General features: G+C 69.9%; 15 protein-coding genes. 6 read left to right on the plus strand and 9 right to left on the minus strand.

The window, feature by feature from the left end; translation table 11 throughout:
- Nucleotides 1-13: 13 nt before the first annotated feature.
- Nucleotides 14-1273, minus strand: a complete 1260-nt coding sequence (locus MME74_RS16170; RefSeq protein ID WP_267416109.1) for a D-arabinono-1,4-lactone oxidase — start codon at nt 1271-1273, stop codon at nt 14-16.
- A 76-nt stretch (nt 1274-1349) separates the two neighbouring features.
- On the opposite strand from MME74_RS16170, the gene MME74_RS16175 reads away from it, so the two are divergent.
- From MME74_RS16175 to MME74_RS16195, 5 genes are all read left to right on the plus strand, one after another.
- On the plus strand, nt 1350-2396 hold the full coding sequence (locus MME74_RS16175) for a LacI family DNA-binding transcriptional regulator (protein WP_267416110.1): 1047 nt from the start codon (nt 1350-1352) through the stop codon (nt 2394-2396).
- 97 nt (nt 2397-2493) lie between these two features.
- A complete protein-coding gene (locus MME74_RS16180) occupies nt 2494-3831 on the plus strand; it encodes an extracellular solute-binding protein (protein WP_267416111.1) in 1338 nt (445 codons plus the stop codon).
- Nucleotides 3828-4775, plus strand: coding sequence for a carbohydrate ABC transporter permease (locus MME74_RS16185; protein ID WP_267416112.1), 948 nt, complete (start codon nt 3828-3830; stop codon nt 4773-4775). The genes MME74_RS16180 and MME74_RS16185 overlap by 4 nt, the downstream gene beginning before the upstream one ends.
- Nucleotides 4775-5698: a carbohydrate ABC transporter permease gene (locus MME74_RS16190; RefSeq protein WP_267416113.1), complete on the plus strand. Its 924-nt coding sequence runs from the start codon at nt 4775-4777 to the stop codon at nt 5696-5698. The genes MME74_RS16185 and MME74_RS16190 overlap by 1 nt, the downstream gene beginning before the upstream one ends.
- Nucleotides 5699-5747: 49 nt before the next feature.
- Nucleotides 5748-7283 (plus strand): alpha-N-arabinofuranosidase, encoded by a 1536-nt coding sequence (locus MME74_RS16195; protein WP_267416114.1) that lies wholly within the window; start codon nt 5748-5750, stop codon nt 7281-7283.
- 64 nt (nt 7284-7347) lie between these two features.
- Here the strand turns inward: MME74_RS16195 and MME74_RS16200 are convergent, their stop codons facing one another.
- From MME74_RS16200 to MME74_RS16230, 7 genes are all read right to left on the minus strand, one after another.
- The gene (locus MME74_RS16200) at nt 7348-8835 is read right to left on the minus strand and encodes an MFS transporter (RefSeq protein WP_267416115.1); all 1488 of its coding nucleotides are present in this window, start codon (nt 8833-8835) and stop codon (nt 7348-7350) included.
- A gap of 188 nt (nt 8836-9023) precedes the next feature.
- A complete protein-coding gene (locus MME74_RS16205) occupies nt 9024-10214 on the minus strand; it encodes a bifunctional 2-methylcitrate synthase/citrate synthase (RefSeq protein WP_267416116.1) in 1191 nt (396 codons plus the stop codon).
- Nucleotides 10215-10216: 2 nt separating this feature from the next.
- Nucleotides 10217-11119, minus strand: a complete 903-nt coding sequence (gene prpB / locus MME74_RS16210) for a methylisocitrate lyase (RefSeq protein WP_267416117.1) — start codon at nt 11117-11119, stop codon at nt 10217-10219.
- Complete coding sequence (locus MME74_RS16215; RefSeq protein ID WP_267416118.1) at nt 11119-12645, minus strand: MmgE/PrpD family protein; 1527 nt, start codon at nt 12643-12645, stop codon at nt 11119-11121. The genes prpB and MME74_RS16215 overlap by 1 nt, the downstream gene beginning before the upstream one ends.
- A gap of 3 nt (nt 12646-12648) precedes the next feature.
- Entirely contained in the window at nt 12649-13314 is a 666-nt protein-coding gene (locus MME74_RS16220) for a GntR family transcriptional regulator (protein ID WP_267416119.1), read from the minus strand.
- Between the two features lie 121 nt (nt 13315-13435).
- Entirely contained in the window at nt 13436-14236 is an 801-nt protein-coding gene (locus MME74_RS16225; protein WP_267416120.1) for a hypothetical protein, read from the minus strand.
- Nucleotides 14237-14353: 117 nt separating this feature from the next.
- Nucleotides 14354-15355 (minus strand): EamA family transporter, encoded by a 1002-nt coding sequence (locus MME74_RS16230; RefSeq protein ID WP_416383324.1) that lies wholly within the window; start codon nt 15353-15355, stop codon nt 14354-14356.
- A gap of 48 nt (nt 15356-15403) precedes the next feature.
- Between MME74_RS16230 and MME74_RS16235 the strand changes: the two genes are divergently transcribed.
- On the plus strand, nt 15404-15940 hold the full coding sequence (locus tag MME74_RS16235; RefSeq protein ID WP_267416122.1) for a CGNR zinc finger domain-containing protein: 537 nt from the start codon (nt 15404-15406) through the stop codon (nt 15938-15940).
- Between the two features lie 27 nt (nt 15941-15967).
- Here the strand turns inward: MME74_RS16235 and MME74_RS16240 are convergent, their stop codons facing one another.
- Complete coding sequence (locus tag MME74_RS16240; RefSeq protein ID WP_267416123.1) at nt 15968-17263, minus strand: L-fuconate dehydratase; 1296 nt, start codon at nt 17261-17263, stop codon at nt 15968-15970.
- Nucleotides 17264-17325: the final 62 nt, after the last annotated feature.

Here is a 17325-nt window from a genome sequence, read left to right on the forward strand (position 1 = left end):
CGAGCCGACGGGCCTACAGCCCCAACCGCTCCAGGTACGGATTCACCAGGCGCCGCTCGGGGTCGAAGCGCGCGGCGAGGGCCGCGAAGTCGTCGAAGCGCGGGTAGCGCGAGCGCACCTCCGCACCGTCGAGCGTGAACACCTTGCCCCAGTGCGGTCGGGCGGTGGGGGGCAGCGCGGCCTCGATGGCGGGGAGCAGTGCCCGCACGGCCGCCTCCTCCGGCTTCCAGGTGAAGTGGATGCCGACGGCATCCGTCTCGTACGAGGAACTCAGCCACAGGTCGTCGGCGCGCACCGTGCGGATCTCGTTCACGAGCAGCAGCGGAGCGATCTGCCCGGCCAGCTGTCGCACGGCCTGGATCGCGGCGACGGCGTCGGCCCGCGGCACGAGGTACTCGCTCTGGATCTCGGCGCCCGCCGAGGGGGTGAACTCGAGCCGGAAGTGCGGCAGCCGCTGGGACCACGGCCCCGCCTCGCCCTGCTGCTCGGTGCAGGCCACCGGGTCGACACCGAGGATCGGATGCCGCTTGCCCGCCGCGGCTTCGGCGCCGAGCCGCTCGAACAGCGACTCCCTGGCGGCCTCGTGCGCCTCGGGGAGACGCTGCTTGACCCAGATCTGGTCGGCGATGTCGGTGCGCTGCCAGGTGGAGAAGATGCTCACGCTGGTGCCGACACCGGTCACCTCGTCGAACTGCGCGAGGATCGCGTCCCAGTCCGGATGCTCGAACACGTGCTGCGCGACGTCGTAGGTCGGCTCGACGTCGAGTGTCACGTCGACCACGGCGCCGAGCGCCCCGAGGCTGACGACCGCGCCGGCGAAGTCGTCCTCGCCACGGGTCAGGGTACGCGTCTCGCCGGCGGGGGTGATGATCGTGAGCGCGCGCACCGCGGAGGCGAGGGAGCCCAGCGCGTCGCCCGAGCCGTGCGTGCCGGTGGCGACCGTGCCCGCGATCGAGATGTGCGGCAGGGAGGCCAGGTTCGCGAGCGCGAGCCCCTCCGCCTGGAGCAGCGGTGCGACGTCGCCGTACCGCAGCGCGCCCGAGACCCGCACCGCGTCGCGCGCCTCGTTCACCTCGAACACCGGAGGCAGGGCATCGAGGGCGATGAGCACGCCGTCGGTGTCGGCGAGGTCGTTGAACGAGTGCCGCGACCCCGACAGCCGCACGGGCCCGCCCTGCGCGAGCAGGGAGCGCAGTTCGTCGATCGATGACGGATGCTCCAGCCGGGATGCGCGGTACGTGAGGTTGCCCGCCCAGTTGCGTTCGATGCCCATGGCGCTATACAACCACGGATCACCCGCTCTACATCGATGTAGCCGTCGCGCGAAGACGCCTCGGTATGCTGAGCGGATGACAGCGCCGACGCCGCCCCGCGCGACGATGAAGGACGTCGCCGCCCTGGCCGGAGTCTCTCCCAAGACGGTCTCGAACGTCGTGACGGGAACCATCCCGGTGCGCGAGGAGACCCGGCTCAAAGTCGAAGCCGCGATGGTGCAGCTCGACTTCGTGCCCAACCTCAGCGCGCGCGGACTACGCAACGGCCGGTCGGGCATCATCGCGGTCGCCCTGCCCGATCTGACCACGGCGTTCTCGGCCGAGCTGCTGCACCGCATCGTCGAGGCAGCGCACGAGCGGGGCCTGGCCGTGCAGATCGAGGAGACCGCGACCGAGCCCGAGCGCGAGAAGGAGCTCGTCTCCCGCGCCAGGGCCCACCTGGTGGACGGGCTCATCCTCAACCCCATCCGCCTCGAGGACAGTGTGATCCGCTACGCCGACCGCCTCCCGCCCGTGGTCGTGATCGGCGAGGTCGAGCAGAACCGCGCCGACCACGTGCGCATCGACAGCCGGCTCGCGGCCGCGGATGCCACGCGGCACGTGCTCTCCCGCGGGGCGCGCCGGGTCGCGGTGATCGGCGCCGACGACGACGCCTCGATCGCGACCGCCACGAGCCGGCTCCGGCTGGAGGGCGTGCACGACGCACTGCGCGCGGCCGGGATCGCCCGCGACCCCGCCCTCGAGGTGAACCGCCTGCCCTGGTCGATGTCGGGGGGCGCGGAAGCGGCGCGGGCGCTGCTCGCCCGTCGGGTGGAGTTCGACGCGATCGTGGCCTTCACCGACTCGCTGGCGCTCGGCGCGCTGCACACGCTGCACGAGCACGGCATCCGGGTGCCGGACGACGTGATCGTCACCGGGTTCGACGACGTGGAGTTCTCGAAGTACACCGCGCCGGCCCTGACCTCGGTGGCGTTCGACCGCCAGGCGTTCGCCGTCGCCGCCCTGGGGCTGCTGGAGACGCGGATGGGCGACCGCAGCGCGCCGCCGCGGGCCCTCACGCTCTCGCATCACCTCCTGGAGCGCGCCAGCACCGACGGCCGCCCCTCCGGCTACCGCCCCTGACGCACGGCCGTCGGGCGGGCGGAGAATCGATCCTTGCGCACCCGATTACATCGATGTAATGATGAGGCGTCCACCCACCGGTCACGAAGGAGTGACGATGACGCCCCCACTCGATCTGTCTCGAAGGCAGTTCCTGGCTGCCGCCTCGGTCGCCGCGGGCACGGCCCTGCTCGCGGGCTGCGCCCCGGGTGCCGCCCCCGGCTCCGGCCCCCAGACCCTGCAGTTCTGGCACCTGCTCAGCGGCGGCGACGGCGTGACGATGTCGCAGCTCCTCGACGAGGTGAACGGTGCACAGAGCGCCTTCCGGATCCGCCCCACGGTCCTCGCCTGGGGCACGCCGTACTACACGAAGCTCGCGATGGCCGGCGCCGGAGGCCGCGCGCCCGACGTCGCGATCATGCACGCCACCCGCACGGTCGGCTGGGCGCCGGGCGGCCTCCTCGACCCGTGGGACGTGGACCGGCTCGCGTCCCTCGGCATCGACAGCTCGACCTTCCCGAAGCCGATCTGGAAAAAGGGCTTCGTCGGCGACGGCATGTACAGCATCGCCCTCGACGCCCATCCGTTCGTGATGATGTTCAACACCGACATCTGCGACGCGGCCGGGGTCCTCGACAGCGACGGTCGGCTCGAGGAGACCTCCTCCCCCGAGGAGTTCCTCGACCAGCTGCGCGCGGTCGGCGGCCAGGCGGAGGGGCACGCGCTGTCCTACGGCTACCTCGGCGACGGGGCGCAGATGTGGCGCCTGTTCTACACGTTCTACTCGCAGCACGGCGCCGCCATCGAGCTGCCGCCCGGCGGGCCCGCGGTGATCGACAAGGACGTGGCCGTCGAGTCGCTGACGCTCATGCGCACGCTCCTCGACGGGGAGATCGCCCTCGCCCAGGCCGACTACGGCAGCGCGATCGCCGAGTTCGCCACCGGCAAGAGCGGCATGCTCTTCACCGGGGTGTGGGAGCTGCGCACCATGCAGGCCGCGAAGCTGCCCTTCGACGCCACGATGATCCCCACGCTGTACGGCACACCGGCCGTCTACGCCGATTCGCACTCCTTCGTGCTCCCGCACCAGACGAAGGCGGATCCGGTCCGGCGGGACCTCACCTACGCCTTCGTCGCCGACATGCTGAAGGGCTCGTTCGGCTGGGCGGAGGCGGGCCACATCCCCGCGTTCCTTCCCGTCACGGAGTCTCCCGCGTACGCCGACCTGGTCCCCCAGGCGCACTACGCCGAAGCGGCGCAGCACGTCGTGTACGACCCGACCGCGTGGTTCACCGGCTCCGGCTCGAACTTCCAGGGCGAGTTCGGCGCCGCCGTGCAGGGCGTCCTGCTCTCGGGCGACGACCCCGCCGCGGCGATCGACCGGTTCGAGGCGCGGGTCAACACCCTGCTCCGACAGCCGAACCCCGCAGATCCCGAAGGGACGTTCGCATCATGACGACCGCCACGACCTCCACCCGTGCGATCGTCACGGGTTCGCGTGCCGCGACACCCGCGCGCAGAGCAGGCGCACGCAACCGCGAGCAGCTCATCAGCTGGGCGTTCCTCGCCCCGTTCCTGATCGCGTTCGTCCTGTTCCTCGCCTGGCCCATCGTGCACGGCATCATCCTCAGCTTCACCGATCAGTCGCTCACCGGGGCGGGTGGCGCGTTCATCGGCTTCGCCAACTACGCCGAGGCGCTGACCGACCCGAAGATGTGGCAGTCGATGGGGAACACCGTGTGGTTCACGCTGCTCTCCACCGTTCCGCTGGTCGTGATCGCGCTGGTCATGGCCGCCCTCGTCGACCGCGGCATCCCCGGCCAGTGGCTGTGGCGGCTGTCGTTCTTCATGCCCTTCCTGCTCGCCTCGACCGTGATCTCGCAGATCTGGGTCTGGATCTTCAACCCGCAGGTGGGCGCCGCGAACAACATCCTCGAGTTCTTCGGGCTCGAGCCGATCGCCTGGCTGCAGAACCCCGACACCAACATGCTGTCGATCGTGATCGCGACCGTGTGGTGGACCGTCGGCTTCAACTTCCTGCTGTACCTGGCCGCGATGCAGAACATCCCGCCGCAGCAGTACGAGGCCGCGTCCCTCGACGGGGCGGGAGCCTGGCGACAGTTCTGGTCGATCACGCTCCCCCAGCTGGGACCGGCGACCGTCCTGATCCTGATCCTGCAGATCCTCGCCTCCCTGAAGCTGTTCGACCAGGCGTACCAGATGCTCGGCGGGGTCGCGAGCGACACCACCCGCTCGATCGTGCAGTACATCTACGAGGCCGGCTTCGTCAGCTACCGGTTCGGCTACTCGGCCGCCATCTCCTATGTGTTCTTCGCCCTCATCGTCATCCTGGGCATCGCGCAGGCCCTGATCACGCGCCGCCGGAAGGAGCAGTTCTGATGTCCATCGTCACCGCCGACGCCGTCGCCACCCGAACCGAATCGATCACCACGGCCGGCAAGCGCCGCACTCGGCGCCCGCACCTGCCCGGCCAGAAGCCGTTCGGACCGCTCCGCATCGCCGCGTTCCTCGTCCTGCTGCTGCTCGCGGTCGGCTGGCTGCTGCCGTTCCTCTGGGCCGTGGCGACCGCGTTCAAGACCGAGACGGATGCCGCGTCCGGCGACCCGGGCTGGATCGGCGCCTCCGGTCCGACCATCGAGGCGTTCACGGCGATCCTCTCGCAGGGCAACGTCTACACCTGGGCGTTCAACAGCCTCTGGACCTCCGTCGCCATCACGCTGATCACGCTGACGATCTCGGCGCTGGCCGCCTACGCCTTCTCGCGGCTGGACTTCACCGGTCGGAAGTGGCTGTTCGTGGTGATCATCGCCTCGATCGTCGTGCCGCCGCAGGTGCTGATCATCCCGCTGTTCTACGAGATGCTCGCGTTCAATCTGATCGACACGTACTGGGGCCTGATCCTGCCGCAGGTGGTCGCTCCCGCCATGGTGTTCATCCTGAAGCGGTTCTTCGACGCGATCCCCATCGAGCTCGAAGACGCCGCCCGGGTCGACGGCGCCAGCCGGTTGCGCATCTTCTGGTCCATCGTGCTGCCGCTGTCCCGGCCGATCATGGCGTCCGTCGGGATCTTCGTCTTCATCGCCGCGTGGAACAACTTCCTCTGGCCGTTCCTCGTCATCAACGACACGACGCTGATGACGCTGCCGGTCGGCCTGCAGACCGTGATCAGCGCCTACGGCGTGCAGTACGCGCAGGTCATGGCGCAGGCCGTGCTCGCGGCGCTGCCGCTCATCGTCGTGTTCCTCATCTTCCAGAAGCAGATCGTCAAGGGAGTCGCGACGAGCGGCTTCGGCGGCCAGTAGCCGCCACGACGGCATCCGATCCCTTCCCCGGCCACTCACAAGGAGAGCAATGTCCCAGGCCCGCATCACCATCGACCGCGACTTCACGATCGGCGACGTCCCCCGGAGACTCTTCGGCTCGTTCGTCGAGCACATGGGCCGCTGCGTCTACACCGGCATCTACGAGCCCGGCCATCCCCAGGCCGACGCGCGCGGATTCCGAAAGGACGTGCTGGCCCTGGTGAAGGAGATGGGACCGACGGTCGTCCGCTACCCCGGCGGCAACTTCGTCTCCGGCTACCGCTGGGAGGACGGGGTCGGCCCCGCCGAGGATCGGCCCGTCCGGATCGACGGCGCCTGGCACACGATCGAGACGAACGCGTTCGGCCTGCACGAGTTCATGGACTGGGCGCGGGAGGCCGACGTCGAGGTCATGGAGGCGGTCAACCTCGGCACCCGCGGCGTCGAGGAGGCGCGCGCCCTCGTCGAGTACGCCAACCACCCCGGCGGCACGTACTGGTCGGACCTGCGGCGGAAGAACGGCGCCGAGCAGCCCTTCGACATCAAGCTGTGGTGCCTGGGCAACGAGCTGGACGGCCCGTGGCAGATCGGCGGGAAGACGGCGACCGAGTACGGCCGCCTCGCGCAGGAGTCGGCGAAGGCGATGCGACTGGTCGACCCCTCGATCGAGCTCGTCGCGGTGGGCTCCTCCGGTCGCTCGATGCCGACCTTCGGCACGTGGGAGCACACGGTGCTCACGCACGCCTACGACGAGGTCGACTTCATCTCCATGCACGCCTACTACCAGGAGCACGACGGCGACGCCGAGTCGTTCCTCGCCGAGTCCGTCGACATGGATGCGTTCATCGAGGGCGTCATCGCGACGATCGATGCCGTCAAGGCGTCCGGCAAGCACACGAAGCAGGTCGACATCTCGTTCGACGAGTGGAACGTGTGGGACCAGGTGAAGTACAACGACGTCGAGGCCGGCGAGATCGAGAAGGCGGGCTGGCGGCAGCATCCGCGACTCATCGAGGACACCTACTCGGTGACGGATGCCGTCGTCGTCGGCACCCTCCTCAACAGCCTGCTGCGCCACGGCGACCGCGTGAAGATCGCCAACCAGGCGCAGCTCGTGAACGTGATCGCCCCGATCCGCTCGGAGGAGGGCGGGGCCGCCTGGCGCCAGACGAGCTTCTGGCCGTTCGAGCGCATGGCGCGTCTGGCCACCGGGCGCATCCTGCGGCTCGCGGTGTCGGCCCCGCAGATCGAGACCAAGCGCTACGGCGGGGTCGATGCCGTCGACGCCGCCGCCACCTGGGACGAGGCCACCGGGCGGCTCGTGGTCTTCGTCGCGAACCGCTCGCTCGACGAGGAGAGCGACCTCACGATCGACCTGCACGGACTGGGTGACCTCCGTCTGCGTCAGGCCGAGACGTTGACCATCCCCGAGGGCGGAGACCGTCACGCCGCCAACCTGGAGACCGCGCCCGACACCGTCCACATGGTCCCCCTGACGGCGGCGGATGTCGTCGGCGGGGCCGTGCGCGCCACCCTCCCGCCCCTCTCCTGGTCGGTGGTCGAGCTGGAGGTCACGCGCGCCTGACGCGCACGTCCCGCGTCGACAGGCTCAGCGACCTGCGGGTCCTGAGCCTGTCGACGTCACGGCGCTACGAGCTCTTCCCACTGTCGGGCGAGACGCCCTTCTCCGCCGGTTCCACCAGGGAGAGCGGATCCGCGATGTCCTCCAGCGACTTCCCCGCGGCACTGACTCCGAAGATCCCGCAGACGATGCCGCCGAACATCATGATCGCCGCGCCGAGCACGTAGCCCCAGAACAGCGGTCCGCGGTCACCGCTCTCGGCGCTCTGACCGATGAGGGCGCCGTAGAGCACCGGCGCGATCGCACCGACCAGCTGCCCGATCGAGAAGATGTAGGAGATGACCTGGCTGCGCAGCTCGAGCGGGAAGATCTCGCTGACCGTCAGGTACGCCGCCGAGGCTCCAGCGGAGGCGAAGAAGAACGAGGCGCACCAGAACGCCGTGTGCGTCGCCGCGTTCAGCACGCCCGCGTTGAACAGGAAGGCGCTGACCAGGAGGATGAGGCCGGCGAGCATGTACGTGCCGAACAGCATCCGCCGGCGACCCCAGGTGTCGAAGAAGTGCCCGAGGATGAGCGCCCCGGCGAGGTTGCCCACGGCGAAGACGATGAAGTACTGCGACGCGGAGGCCGGCGGGGTGTCGTAGAAGTTCTCGAGCACGAGCGCGTAGGTGAAGAAGATCGCGTTGTAGAGGAACGACTGCGTCACCATCATCGTGATGCCGACGAGGGTGCGCCGCGGGTACTTGCGGAACAGCACTTTGGCGATGAGCAGGAACGGCACCCGGCCGTACTCCTTGACCGTGATCGCCTTGCTCTCATCGACCGGCGGGATCGTCTTGCCCTCCTGGCGGATGCGCTCCTCGATCTGGTCCACGTTGCGTTCCGCGGCCTCTTCCCGACCGTGGGTCATCTGCCACCGTGGGCTCTCCGGGATGTGCCGGCGCAGCCAGATGAGGAGGAGGCCGAGCACCGGACCGAGGAAGAAGCTGAGACGCCAGCCGACGTCCTCCGGGAGGATGTCGGTGTTCAGGAAGAACACGTTCGCCACCGCACCGAGCGCGGCGCCGCCCCAGTACGTGCCGTTGATCGCGATGTCGACGCGCCCGCGGTACTTCGCCGGGATGATCTCGTCGATGGCCGAGTTGATGGCCGCGTACTCGCCGCCGATGCCGGCACCCGCGACGAATCGCCAGATGTAGAAGAACCAGGGCGCGAAGGCGAGACCGGCGACGGCGGATCCGACCAGGTAGACCACCAGGGAGACGAGGAACAGCTTCTTGCGTCCGAGGCGATCGGTGAGCCGTCCGAACACCAGCGCTCCGAAGACCTGTCCGAGCAGATAGCACGTACCGGCGAGTCCCACCTCGGCCGGGCCCATCCCCAGAGTCGCGGCGTATCCGTTCGCGGCGACGATCTGCACTTCGAGGCCGTCGAGGATCCACGAGAAGCCGAGCCCGACGACGATCAGCCAGTGGAACCGCGACCAGGGCAGCCGGTCCATGCGTGCGGGGACGAGCGACTTGACCTCCTTGACGGCGGCGTCGGATGCGGACATGGACCCTCCTTCGTCGGCGGGCGGGATCGCCCCGGCATCTGTCTTACTCCTCCGCATGCACCCGCCGCACCGGGTTGACCGTGGACCGCCGTCACGCTATCGCCCACGGATCCGGGAACGCGAAAGGCCCCGACACGCAGAGGTGTCGGGGCCTTTCCGTCGTCGGGCGACGGCGGCTCGCGGTGGCCTCAGCCGGCCGCTTCCTCCGGACGCTCGAGCACGTCGATCGCCGCCGTGTCGGGCACGTACTCCTCGATGTGCCTCTCGTCCGGTCCGTCGTAGGCCGACAGCGGACGGATCAGCGCGTTCGACGCCTGCTGCTCGATGATGTGGGCCGTCCACCCCGTGATGCGCGCCGCGACGAAGAGCGGCGTGAACGTCAGCGTGTCGAAGCCGATCAGGTTGTACGCCGGTCCGGACGGATAGTCGAGGTTCGGGTAGATGGACTTGCGGGCGACGAACTCGCCCTCCAGCTTCTCGTACAGCTCGGCGACGGCCGGCTTGTCGTAGTGCGCGACGAGGGAGTCGAGAGCGGCCTTCATCGTCGGCACGCGGGAGTCGCCGCGCTTGTAGACGCGGTGGCCGAACCCCATGATCTTGCGCTTCTCGGCGAGCGCCTTGTCGAGCCATCCCTCCACCCGGTCGGCCGAGCCGATCTCGTCGAAGATGTGCATGACGGCCTCGTTCGCCCCGCCGTGCAGGGGCCCCTTGAGGGCGCCGATCGCCCCGACGACCGCCGAGTACAGGTCGCTCAGCGTCGATGTGATCACCCGCGCCGTGAAGGTCGAGGCGTTGAACGAGTGCTCCGCGTAGAGGATCATCGAGCGGTTGAACGCGTCCACCACGACCGGGTCCGGCTCCTCGCCGAACGTGATCCAGAGGAAGTTCGCCGCGTAGTCGAGGTCGTCGCGCGACTCGATCGGCTCGAGTCCGCGACGCCGGCGCTGACCGTACGCCACGATCGCCGGAAGCGCGGCGAACAGGGTGAGGCTGCGCTCGAGGTTCTCCTCCGGCGTGCCGACCGCGTCGAGGACGTTGGCGATGCCGGCGGTCTCGATCGCACCGATCACGCTCACGGCGGTCCGCACCTCGTCCATCGGGTGGGAGTCCAACGGCAGCCGGTCGATCGCGTCCTTGACGACGGGTGCGAGGGCGCGGTTCGCGCGCTCGGTGACCCGGAAGGCCGCCAGCTCCTCCGGCGTCGGCAGCTCGCCGTTCCAGAGCAGGTACGCGACCGCCTCGAACGGCTGCGTGGCCGCGAGCTCCTGCACCGGGTAGCCGCGGTACAGCAGGCTGTTCGTGTCGGGGTTGACCTTCGAGATCGCCGTCGTGTCGACGACGACTCCCGCGAGGCCTTTCTTGATGTCCGGCTCGGTCATGGTCACTCCTTCGTGATGGTGAAGTTGAAGACGCCGGAGTCGAAGTGGTTGTACGACTCGTAGTCGATCAGGTCGTAGAGATCGGCGCGGTGCTGCATCTCGCCGAGCTTCGAGGTCAGGTGCCCCTCGTCGTTCAGCGTATCGAGCGCGCGGCCCGCCGCGCCCATCGAGATGCGCAGCAGCGAGACCGGCCAGATGACGAGGTTCACGCCGGCGTCGCGCAGCTGGTCCGTGGAGAACAGCTCGCTCTTGCCGAACTCGGTCATGTTCGCCAGGATCGGCACGTCGAGCGCCTCGGCCATGGCCTCGAACTCGGCCAGTGTGCGCATGGCCTCCGGGAAGATCGCGTCGGCCCCGGCGTCCACCAGCGCCTTGGCGCGGTCGATCGCCGCGTCCAGCCCCTCGATCGCGCGGATGTCGGTACGCGCCATGATGAGGAAGTTCTCGTCACGACGGGCGTCGGCGGCGGCGCGGATGCGCTTGATCGCGGTGTTCTCGTCGACGACCGCCTTGCCGTCGAGGTGACCGCAGCGCTTCGGGTTGATCTGGTCCTCGATGTGCGTGCCCGCGAGCCCCGCATCCTCGAGCTCCTGGATCGTGCGGGCGACGTTCATCGGCTCGCCGAAGCCGGTGTCGGCGTCGACGATCGCGGGGAGGTCGGTCATGCGGGCGATCTGCTTCGCCCGGCCGGCGACCTCCGTGAGCGTGGTGAGGCCGATGTCGGGCAGCCCCAGGTCGGCCGAGAGCACGGCGCCGGAGATGTAGACGCCGTCGAAGCCCTTCTGCTCGATCAGGCGCGCGCTCAGCGGGTTGAACGCGCCGGGGAAGCGCAGCAGCTCGCCGCTCGCGAGGCGCTCACGGAACAGCCGGCGCTTCTCGGCGGGGGTGACGGTGGAATACAGCATCAGAACAGTCCCGCCGGCGCCGGAGCGGCCTCGAGCAGCCCGGGCTTCGCGACGATCGACAGCTCGCCGACCTCGGCGGCCGTGAGCTCGGGCAGGCGCTGCACGAGGGCGAGGAACCGCTCGATCTCGGCGGGCTCGAGCACGGGCTCCGCCAGCAGACGGAACTTCGCGATGTAGTTCTCGCGGGCGAACGGACGGGCTCCGAGCGGGTGCGCGTCGGCCACGGCGATCTCGTCGACCACGGTCGAGCCGTCGGTCAGGCGGATCTCGACGCGACCGCCGAACGCCTTCTCGGCGGGGTCCTCCGAGTGGTAGCGGCGCGTCCACTCGGCATCCTCCGCCGTGGTGATCTTGTGCCACAGCGCGACGGTGTCGGCGCGGCCCGCACGCTCGGGCGTGTAGGAGTCGACGTGGTGCCAGCCGCCGTCCTGCAGCGCCACCGCGAAGATGTAGGGCACCGAGTGGTCCAGCGTCTCGCGCGACGCGGTCGGGTCGTACTTCTGCGGGTCGTTCGCGCCCGAGCCGATCACGTTGTGCGTGTGGTGGCTGGTGTGGATGACGATCTGATCGATGTTCGCGGGGTCGCGCAGCGCCGGGTTCTCGAGCCCCAGCTTGCGGGCGAGGTCGATGAGCGCCTGCGCCTGATACTCGGCCGAGTGCTCCTTCGTGTACGAGTCGAGGATCGCGCGCTTGGGCTCACCGGCGGCGGGGAGCGGCACGTCGTAGGCCGCGTCCTTGCCGTCGAGCATCCAGGCGATCACGCCGTCTTCGCCTTCGTAGATCGGGGCCGGGCTGGTCTGCCCGCGCATCGCCCGGTCGACCGCCTCGACGGCCATCTTGCCCGCGAACGCCGGAGCGTGCGCCTTCCAGGTCGAGATCTCGCCCTTGCGGCTCTGGCGCGTGGCGGTGGTCGTGTGCAGTCCCTGGCCGACGGCCTGGTAGATGGTCTCGACGTCGAGGCCGAGGAGGGTGCCGATGCCGGCGGCGGCCGACGGGCCGAGGTGGGCGACGTGGTCGATCTTGTGCTTGTGCAGGCAGATCGCGCGCACCAGGTCCATCTGGATCTCGTAGCCGGTGGCGATGCCGCGGACCAGCGCCCGACCGTCCTTGCCCGTGTGCTGCGCCACGGCGAGGATCGGCGGGATGTTGTCGCCCGGGTGCGAGTACTCGGCGGCGAGGAACGTGTCGTGGTAGTCGAGCTCGCGCACGGCCACGCCGTTCGCCCAGGCCGCCCACTCCGGGCTGGTGCGGTGGTCGAGCGCCGCACCGAAGAGGTTCGCGCCGACGCCGCCGGTCGAGACGGGGTGGCTGAACGCCTGCGCGCGGGCCGCGTTGATGGGACCGCGGGTGAGGGAGGCCGCAGCCACCGACGCGTTGTCGATGATGCGGTTGATGATCATGTCGACGACGTCCTGCTCGACCTCGACCCGGTCGGCGGCGACCTCGGCGATCTTCCAGGCGAGCTGGTCTTCCCGGGCGAGGTTCTCGTCGCTGCGGTGCACACGGACGTGGTGGGTGACGGTCATTGCTTATCCTTCACTGTTGCTGTCGGGGAGGGAGTCGAGGATGCCGGCGAGCGCGTTGTGCAGATGCACGTGCGTGGCGTGGGCGGCGAGGTCGCCGTCGCGGGCGGCGAGCGCCTGAGCGATGGTGCGGTGCTCGCCGGCGGAGGCGGCGAGGCGGGCGGGCTTGTCGCGCGCCATCCGGCGCACCCGCACGAGGTGGGTCCGCACGGTGCGCAGTGCCGAGGCGATGTAGTCGTTGGCGACCGCGGCGTCGAGCGCCGCGTCGAACCGGGCGATCAGCGCGTAGTACGCGTCGCGGCCTTCCGCCCCGTCGAGGTCGACCTGCGCGAACTCGTCCGCGAGCGCGCCGAAGAGTGCGGCGTCTCCCCGGGCAGCGGCGAGACGGGCCGAGCTCTCCTCGAGTGCGCGGCGGATCTCGAAGAGGGAGCGGATGTCGTCGGCGTCGAGGTCGGCGACCACGGTGACCCGCGGCGACTGCTGCACGACGAGCCCGTCGGCGATGAGGCGACGCAGCGCTTCGCGCATCGGCGTGCGGCTCACGCCCAGCCGCTCGGCCTGGTCGACCTCGCCGAGCACGAAGCCGGCCGGAAGGGCACCGGACTGGATGTCGTCGAGCAGGGCCGCATACGCGCGATCGCTCGCGGAGGTGCGTTCGACGGCGAGGGTCATGCCCTCAGTGTATACATAAACCGGCGCTGTCGGGCCGGAGTTCTTCCTGAGGCCGCTTCCCGTATACATTCACCGCGCCGCCGTCGGCAACACAGAAGGTCGCGATCGACGGACGACGAGTTCAGACGCCCGACTCGCGAAGGACGTCCGGCACCCACGTACCCAGGAGAACGGCGATGATCACGCCGCCGGCCGGTGCCCGGTCGTCGACCGGCGCCCCTTCCGGGATCGCCCCGCGCATCCCGACGATGCTCTCCTGCTCCGGCACGCTCAACCGGGCCGTGAGGTCGGCCTGCATCCGCTCGCCGATCGCGGTCACCTCGGGGCGCATCCGGGCGAACGCGACGTTGATCGCGGTATCGATCTCCTCGGTCCCTTCCGGATCGCGCCCACGGGCCAGGAAGTAGGTGAGGAACGCGCCCGCGCCGATCACGGCGGCTGCGCCGACCACGGGAGCCGTCGTCAGCCCCCGCGAGATCTGGAACGCGGCAGCCAGGACGAGCCCGATCGTGACGACCATCAGCGGTCGGGATGCGCCGGCACTCATCGGGCGGAATCGGCTCGACAGGATGACGGCAAGGACGCCGATCGCCGCGATCGCCGCGAGAACGGCCACGACGATCGCCGTGCTCGCAGGGTCGAATCGGATTCCGCTGGCGAGCACGGCCGCGACGCCCGCGCACATCGCCGCAGCGAGCAACGTGAGCGATGCCCACCCCAGGTGCGGGTTGCGCGCACCGTACTCGGCGCGCAGCGTCGCCCAGCAGTCCCGTCGCGCCTTGTCCGCCGCTTCTCGGGCCGCGTGCCACGCCTCGAGAGCGAGGTCTTTGTGCCCGACCCGTTCGAACGCCCCCAGCTCCGCCGTCGCGGCATCGAGGAGGACGCGCTGACTCGGGACCGTCGACGTCTGATCAGCCGGCACCATCATCTCCTCTGCGACGTCGAGCAGCCGAACCCAGCCTAGGCGCTGTCCTCGCCGGCCGACTCGGGATCGCCCGCCGGCTCAGGATCGCCTGCCGGCTCAGGATGGCCCGCCGACTCAGGCCGGAGGAGACTCCCCCTCGACGACCGACAGCGGCGCCTCGGGCATGGGCTCGACGAAGTCCGCCGTTGGGGCGGGCTCACCGAGCTTGACCACGACGACACCCGCGAGCACGAGCACGCCGCCGAGGGCCTGCAGCAGGTCGGGGAGCTGTCCGAGCAGCAGCCAGCCGAACAACAGGGCGGCGACCACCTCGGCGAGCGCGACGAACGAGGCGAGCCGCGAACCCAGCATCCGGGTCGACGCGATGCCGAGCAGATACGCGAGGGCGGTCGCGACGACACCCATCGCCAGCACCGGGACGAACCACGGCACACTGCCGAACCGGTACGCGATGTCCTCCGTCGTCCACGAGATCGGCAGCACGCCGATCGCTCCCGCGACCGTCAGCCCCAGGGCGCCGAGCAGCAGTCCGCTCCCGGCGAGGGCGATGGGCGGCAGGCCGGTGTCGGCCTTGGCCGAGAGCACGAAGTACGTCGCCGCGCCCACCATGGCCCCGAGCGCCCACAGGATGCCGGCCACGTTCACGTCGGCGCCGGTGAGGATGTCGAGCATGAGCACCAGACCGACGAACGCGATGGCCGCGCCGACGATGCTCCGACGGGTCGGACGCTCCCCCCGCCGCAGCCAGAGCCACAGCAGCACCGCGACCGGAGCGGTGTACTCGATGAGGAGCGCGAGGCCGACGTCCATGACCGCGACGGCCTGGAAGTAGAAGAGCTGGGTCGCGGTGACCGCGAGCAGTCCGTAGGCGAGGATCATGCCCGCGTTGCGCCGCAGCAGCCCCCACCGCCCACGCAGGGACAGGATCGTCGGGATCAGGAGCACGAGCGCCGCGACCCAGATGCGCGCCGTGACCGCGGCGCCCGGCGTCCATCCGGCGTCGATGAGTCCGCGCGCCCATCCGCCCGACATGCCGAAGGCGAAGGCCGCGGCGATCGCGAGCGGCAGCCCGAGGCGCACGTCCCGTGCGGACCTCAGCCCTGCGTCATTGCTCACCGTGCTCATGATCGATGACGCTACTCGCGCGAGTTGTAAGATGTCAACATGATCTTCACCGATGACACCGAGGATGCACTGCGGGCCGCCGTCTGGCTCGTGAACTCCGCGGAGGATCCGGACACACTCAACGACGTGGACGACGAGGCCGCGTTCCTCCGCGACTTCCCCTACACCGGAAGGCTCGATCGCGACCAGGCCGAGGTGGCATCCCTGCGCGCGCTGCGTCCGCGCCTGCGTTCGATGCTGCTCGCTTCCCGCGACGAGATGGCCGCGCACGTCAACGAGGCTCTCGCGGAGGTCCGGCTCACCCCGCGCCTGCTCCGACACGACGGCGCCGACTGGCACCTGCACACCGTGACCGACGACCATCCCCTCGACGAACGCGTGCTCCTCGAGACCGCCATGGCCCTGATCGACGTCATCCGCGCCGACGAGGGGTCGCGCCTCTCGGTCTGCGAGGACGACACCTGCCTGGCCATCGCCCTCGACCTCTCCCGCAACCGCTCGAAGAGGTACTGCTCCACGACGTGCGCGAACCGCAACGCGGTCGCCGCGTATCGCGCGCGCCGCGCCGCCGGCTGACCGGAGCCCGCCCGAGGACGGCCGCGATCACGCCCCGGCGTGCGTGCCCGTCCAGGTGTACTCGGCGATGCTGTCCGCCTTCATCTCCATGCCCGATCCGGGCGCGGTCGGCGCCATGTAGGACCCGCCCTGGATGTCGGTCGGGACGACGAAGTGCTCGTGCAGGTGGTCGACGAACTCGATCATGCGGCCCTCGCGGGTGCCGGTGACCGCGACGAAGTCGAACATCGACAGATGCTGCACCGCCTCGCACAGCCCGACACCGCCCGCGTGCGGGCACACCGGCACGCCGAACCTGGCGGCGAGCAGCAGGTTCGCGATGTTCTCGTTGACGCCCGCCACCCGCGTCGCATCGATCTGCATGACCGAGATGGCGTCCGCCTGCAGCAGCTGCTTGAAGATCACGCGGTTCTGCGCGTGCTCGCCGGTCGCGACGCGGATGGGCGCGACGCCGCGGGCGATCTCGGCGTGACCGAGGACGTCGTCGGGGCTGGTGGGCTCCTCGACCCACGCGGGGTGGAACTCGGCGAGGGCGTTCACCCACTCGATCGCCTCCGCCACCTCCCAGCGCTGGTTCGCGTCGATCGCGATCGGGAAGTCGGGCCCGCACACCTCGCGCGCCTTGCGGAACCGACGGATGTCGTCGTCGAGGTCGGCGCCCACCTTGAGCTTGATCTGAGTGAAGCCGTCGGCCATGGCCTCGCGGGCGAGGCGCTCGAGCTTCTCGTCGGAGTACCCGAGCCACCCGGGACTCGTGGTGTACCCCGGGTACCCCGTCGCGAGCAGCTGCTGCTCCCGCTCGGTGCGGCCCGGCTCCGCGGCGCGCAGGATGTCGAGGGCGTCCTCACGGGTGAGGGCGTTGGTGAGGTAGCGGAAGTCGACGAGGTCGACGATCTCCTCCGGCGTCATGCGGGCGAGCAGCTGCCAGAGCGGGAGGCCGGCGCGCTTGGCCTTGAGGTCCCACAGCCCGTTGATCACGGCGCCGATCGCCATGTGCATGACGCCCTTCTCCGGGCCGAGCCACCGCAGCTGCGAGTCGCCGATGAGGTCGCGGAACGTGCCGCCCATGTCGTCGAGCAGGGGTTCGACCTCCCGTCCGACGAGGTGTCCGGCGAGAGCGTCGATCGCCGCGACCTGCACGTCGTTCCCCCGCCCGATCGTGAAGACGAACGCGTGCCCCTCGATGCCGTCCCCGGCATCCGTGCGCACCACGACGTAGGCCGCGGAGTAGTCCGGATCGGGGTTCATCGCGTCCGATCCGTCCAGGCTCAGAGACGTGGGGAAGCGGATGTCGGCGGTGTCGAGGGCGACGATGCGGCTCACGGGTGGGGGTCCTCTCGGAGCACGGGTCTTGTCCGTGCGGATGCTTTGGAGTGTAAACATCC

Source organism: Microbacterium oxydans (assembly GCF_026559675.1).
In the GTDB taxonomy this organism is placed as follows: Bacteria; Actinomycetota; Actinomycetes; order Actinomycetales; family Microbacteriaceae; genus Microbacterium; species Microbacterium oxydans_D.

What these genes read in the sequence shown, in the direction of transcription:
- MME74_RS16170 (WP_267416109.1), bottom strand. Translation starts at nt 1,273, where the DNA reads ATGGGCATCGAACGCAACTGGGCGGGCAACCTCACGTACCGCGCATCC.
- MME74_RS16175 (WP_267416110.1), top strand. Translation starts at nt 1,350, where the DNA reads ATGACAGCGCCGACGCCGCCCCGCGCGACGATGAAGGACGTCGCCGCC.
- MME74_RS16180 (WP_267416111.1), top strand. Translation starts at nt 2,494, where the DNA reads ATGACGCCCCCACTCGATCTGTCTCGAAGGCAGTTCCTGGCTGCCGCC.
- MME74_RS16185 (WP_267416112.1), top strand. Translation starts at nt 3,828, where the DNA reads ATGACGACCGCCACGACCTCCACCCGTGCGATCGTCACGGGTTCGCGT.
- MME74_RS16190 (WP_267416113.1), top strand. Translation starts at nt 4,775, where the DNA reads ATGTCCATCGTCACCGCCGACGCCGTCGCCACCCGAACCGAATCGATC.
- MME74_RS16195 (WP_267416114.1), top strand. Translation starts at nt 5,748, where the DNA reads ATGTCCCAGGCCCGCATCACCATCGACCGCGACTTCACGATCGGCGAC.
- MME74_RS16200 (WP_267416115.1), bottom strand. Translation starts at nt 8,835, where the DNA reads ATGTCCGCATCCGACGCCGCCGTCAAGGAGGTCAAGTCGCTCGTCCCC.
- MME74_RS16205 (WP_267416116.1), bottom strand. Translation starts at nt 10,214, where the DNA reads ATGACCGAGCCGGACATCAAGAAAGGCCTCGCGGGAGTCGTCGTCGAC.
- prpB (WP_267416117.1), bottom strand. Translation starts at nt 11,119, where the DNA reads ATGCTGTATTCCACCGTCACCCCCGCCGAGAAGCGCCGGCTGTTCCGT.
- MME74_RS16215 (WP_267416118.1), bottom strand. Translation starts at nt 12,645, where the DNA reads ATGACCGTCACCCACCACGTCCGTGTGCACCGCAGCGACGAGAACCTC.
- MME74_RS16220 (WP_267416119.1), bottom strand. Translation starts at nt 13,314, where the DNA reads ATGACCCTCGCCGTCGAACGCACCTCCGCGAGCGATCGCGCGTATGCG.
- MME74_RS16235 (WP_267416122.1), top strand. Translation starts at nt 15,404, where the DNA reads ATGATCTTCACCGATGACACCGAGGATGCACTGCGGGCCGCCGTCTGG.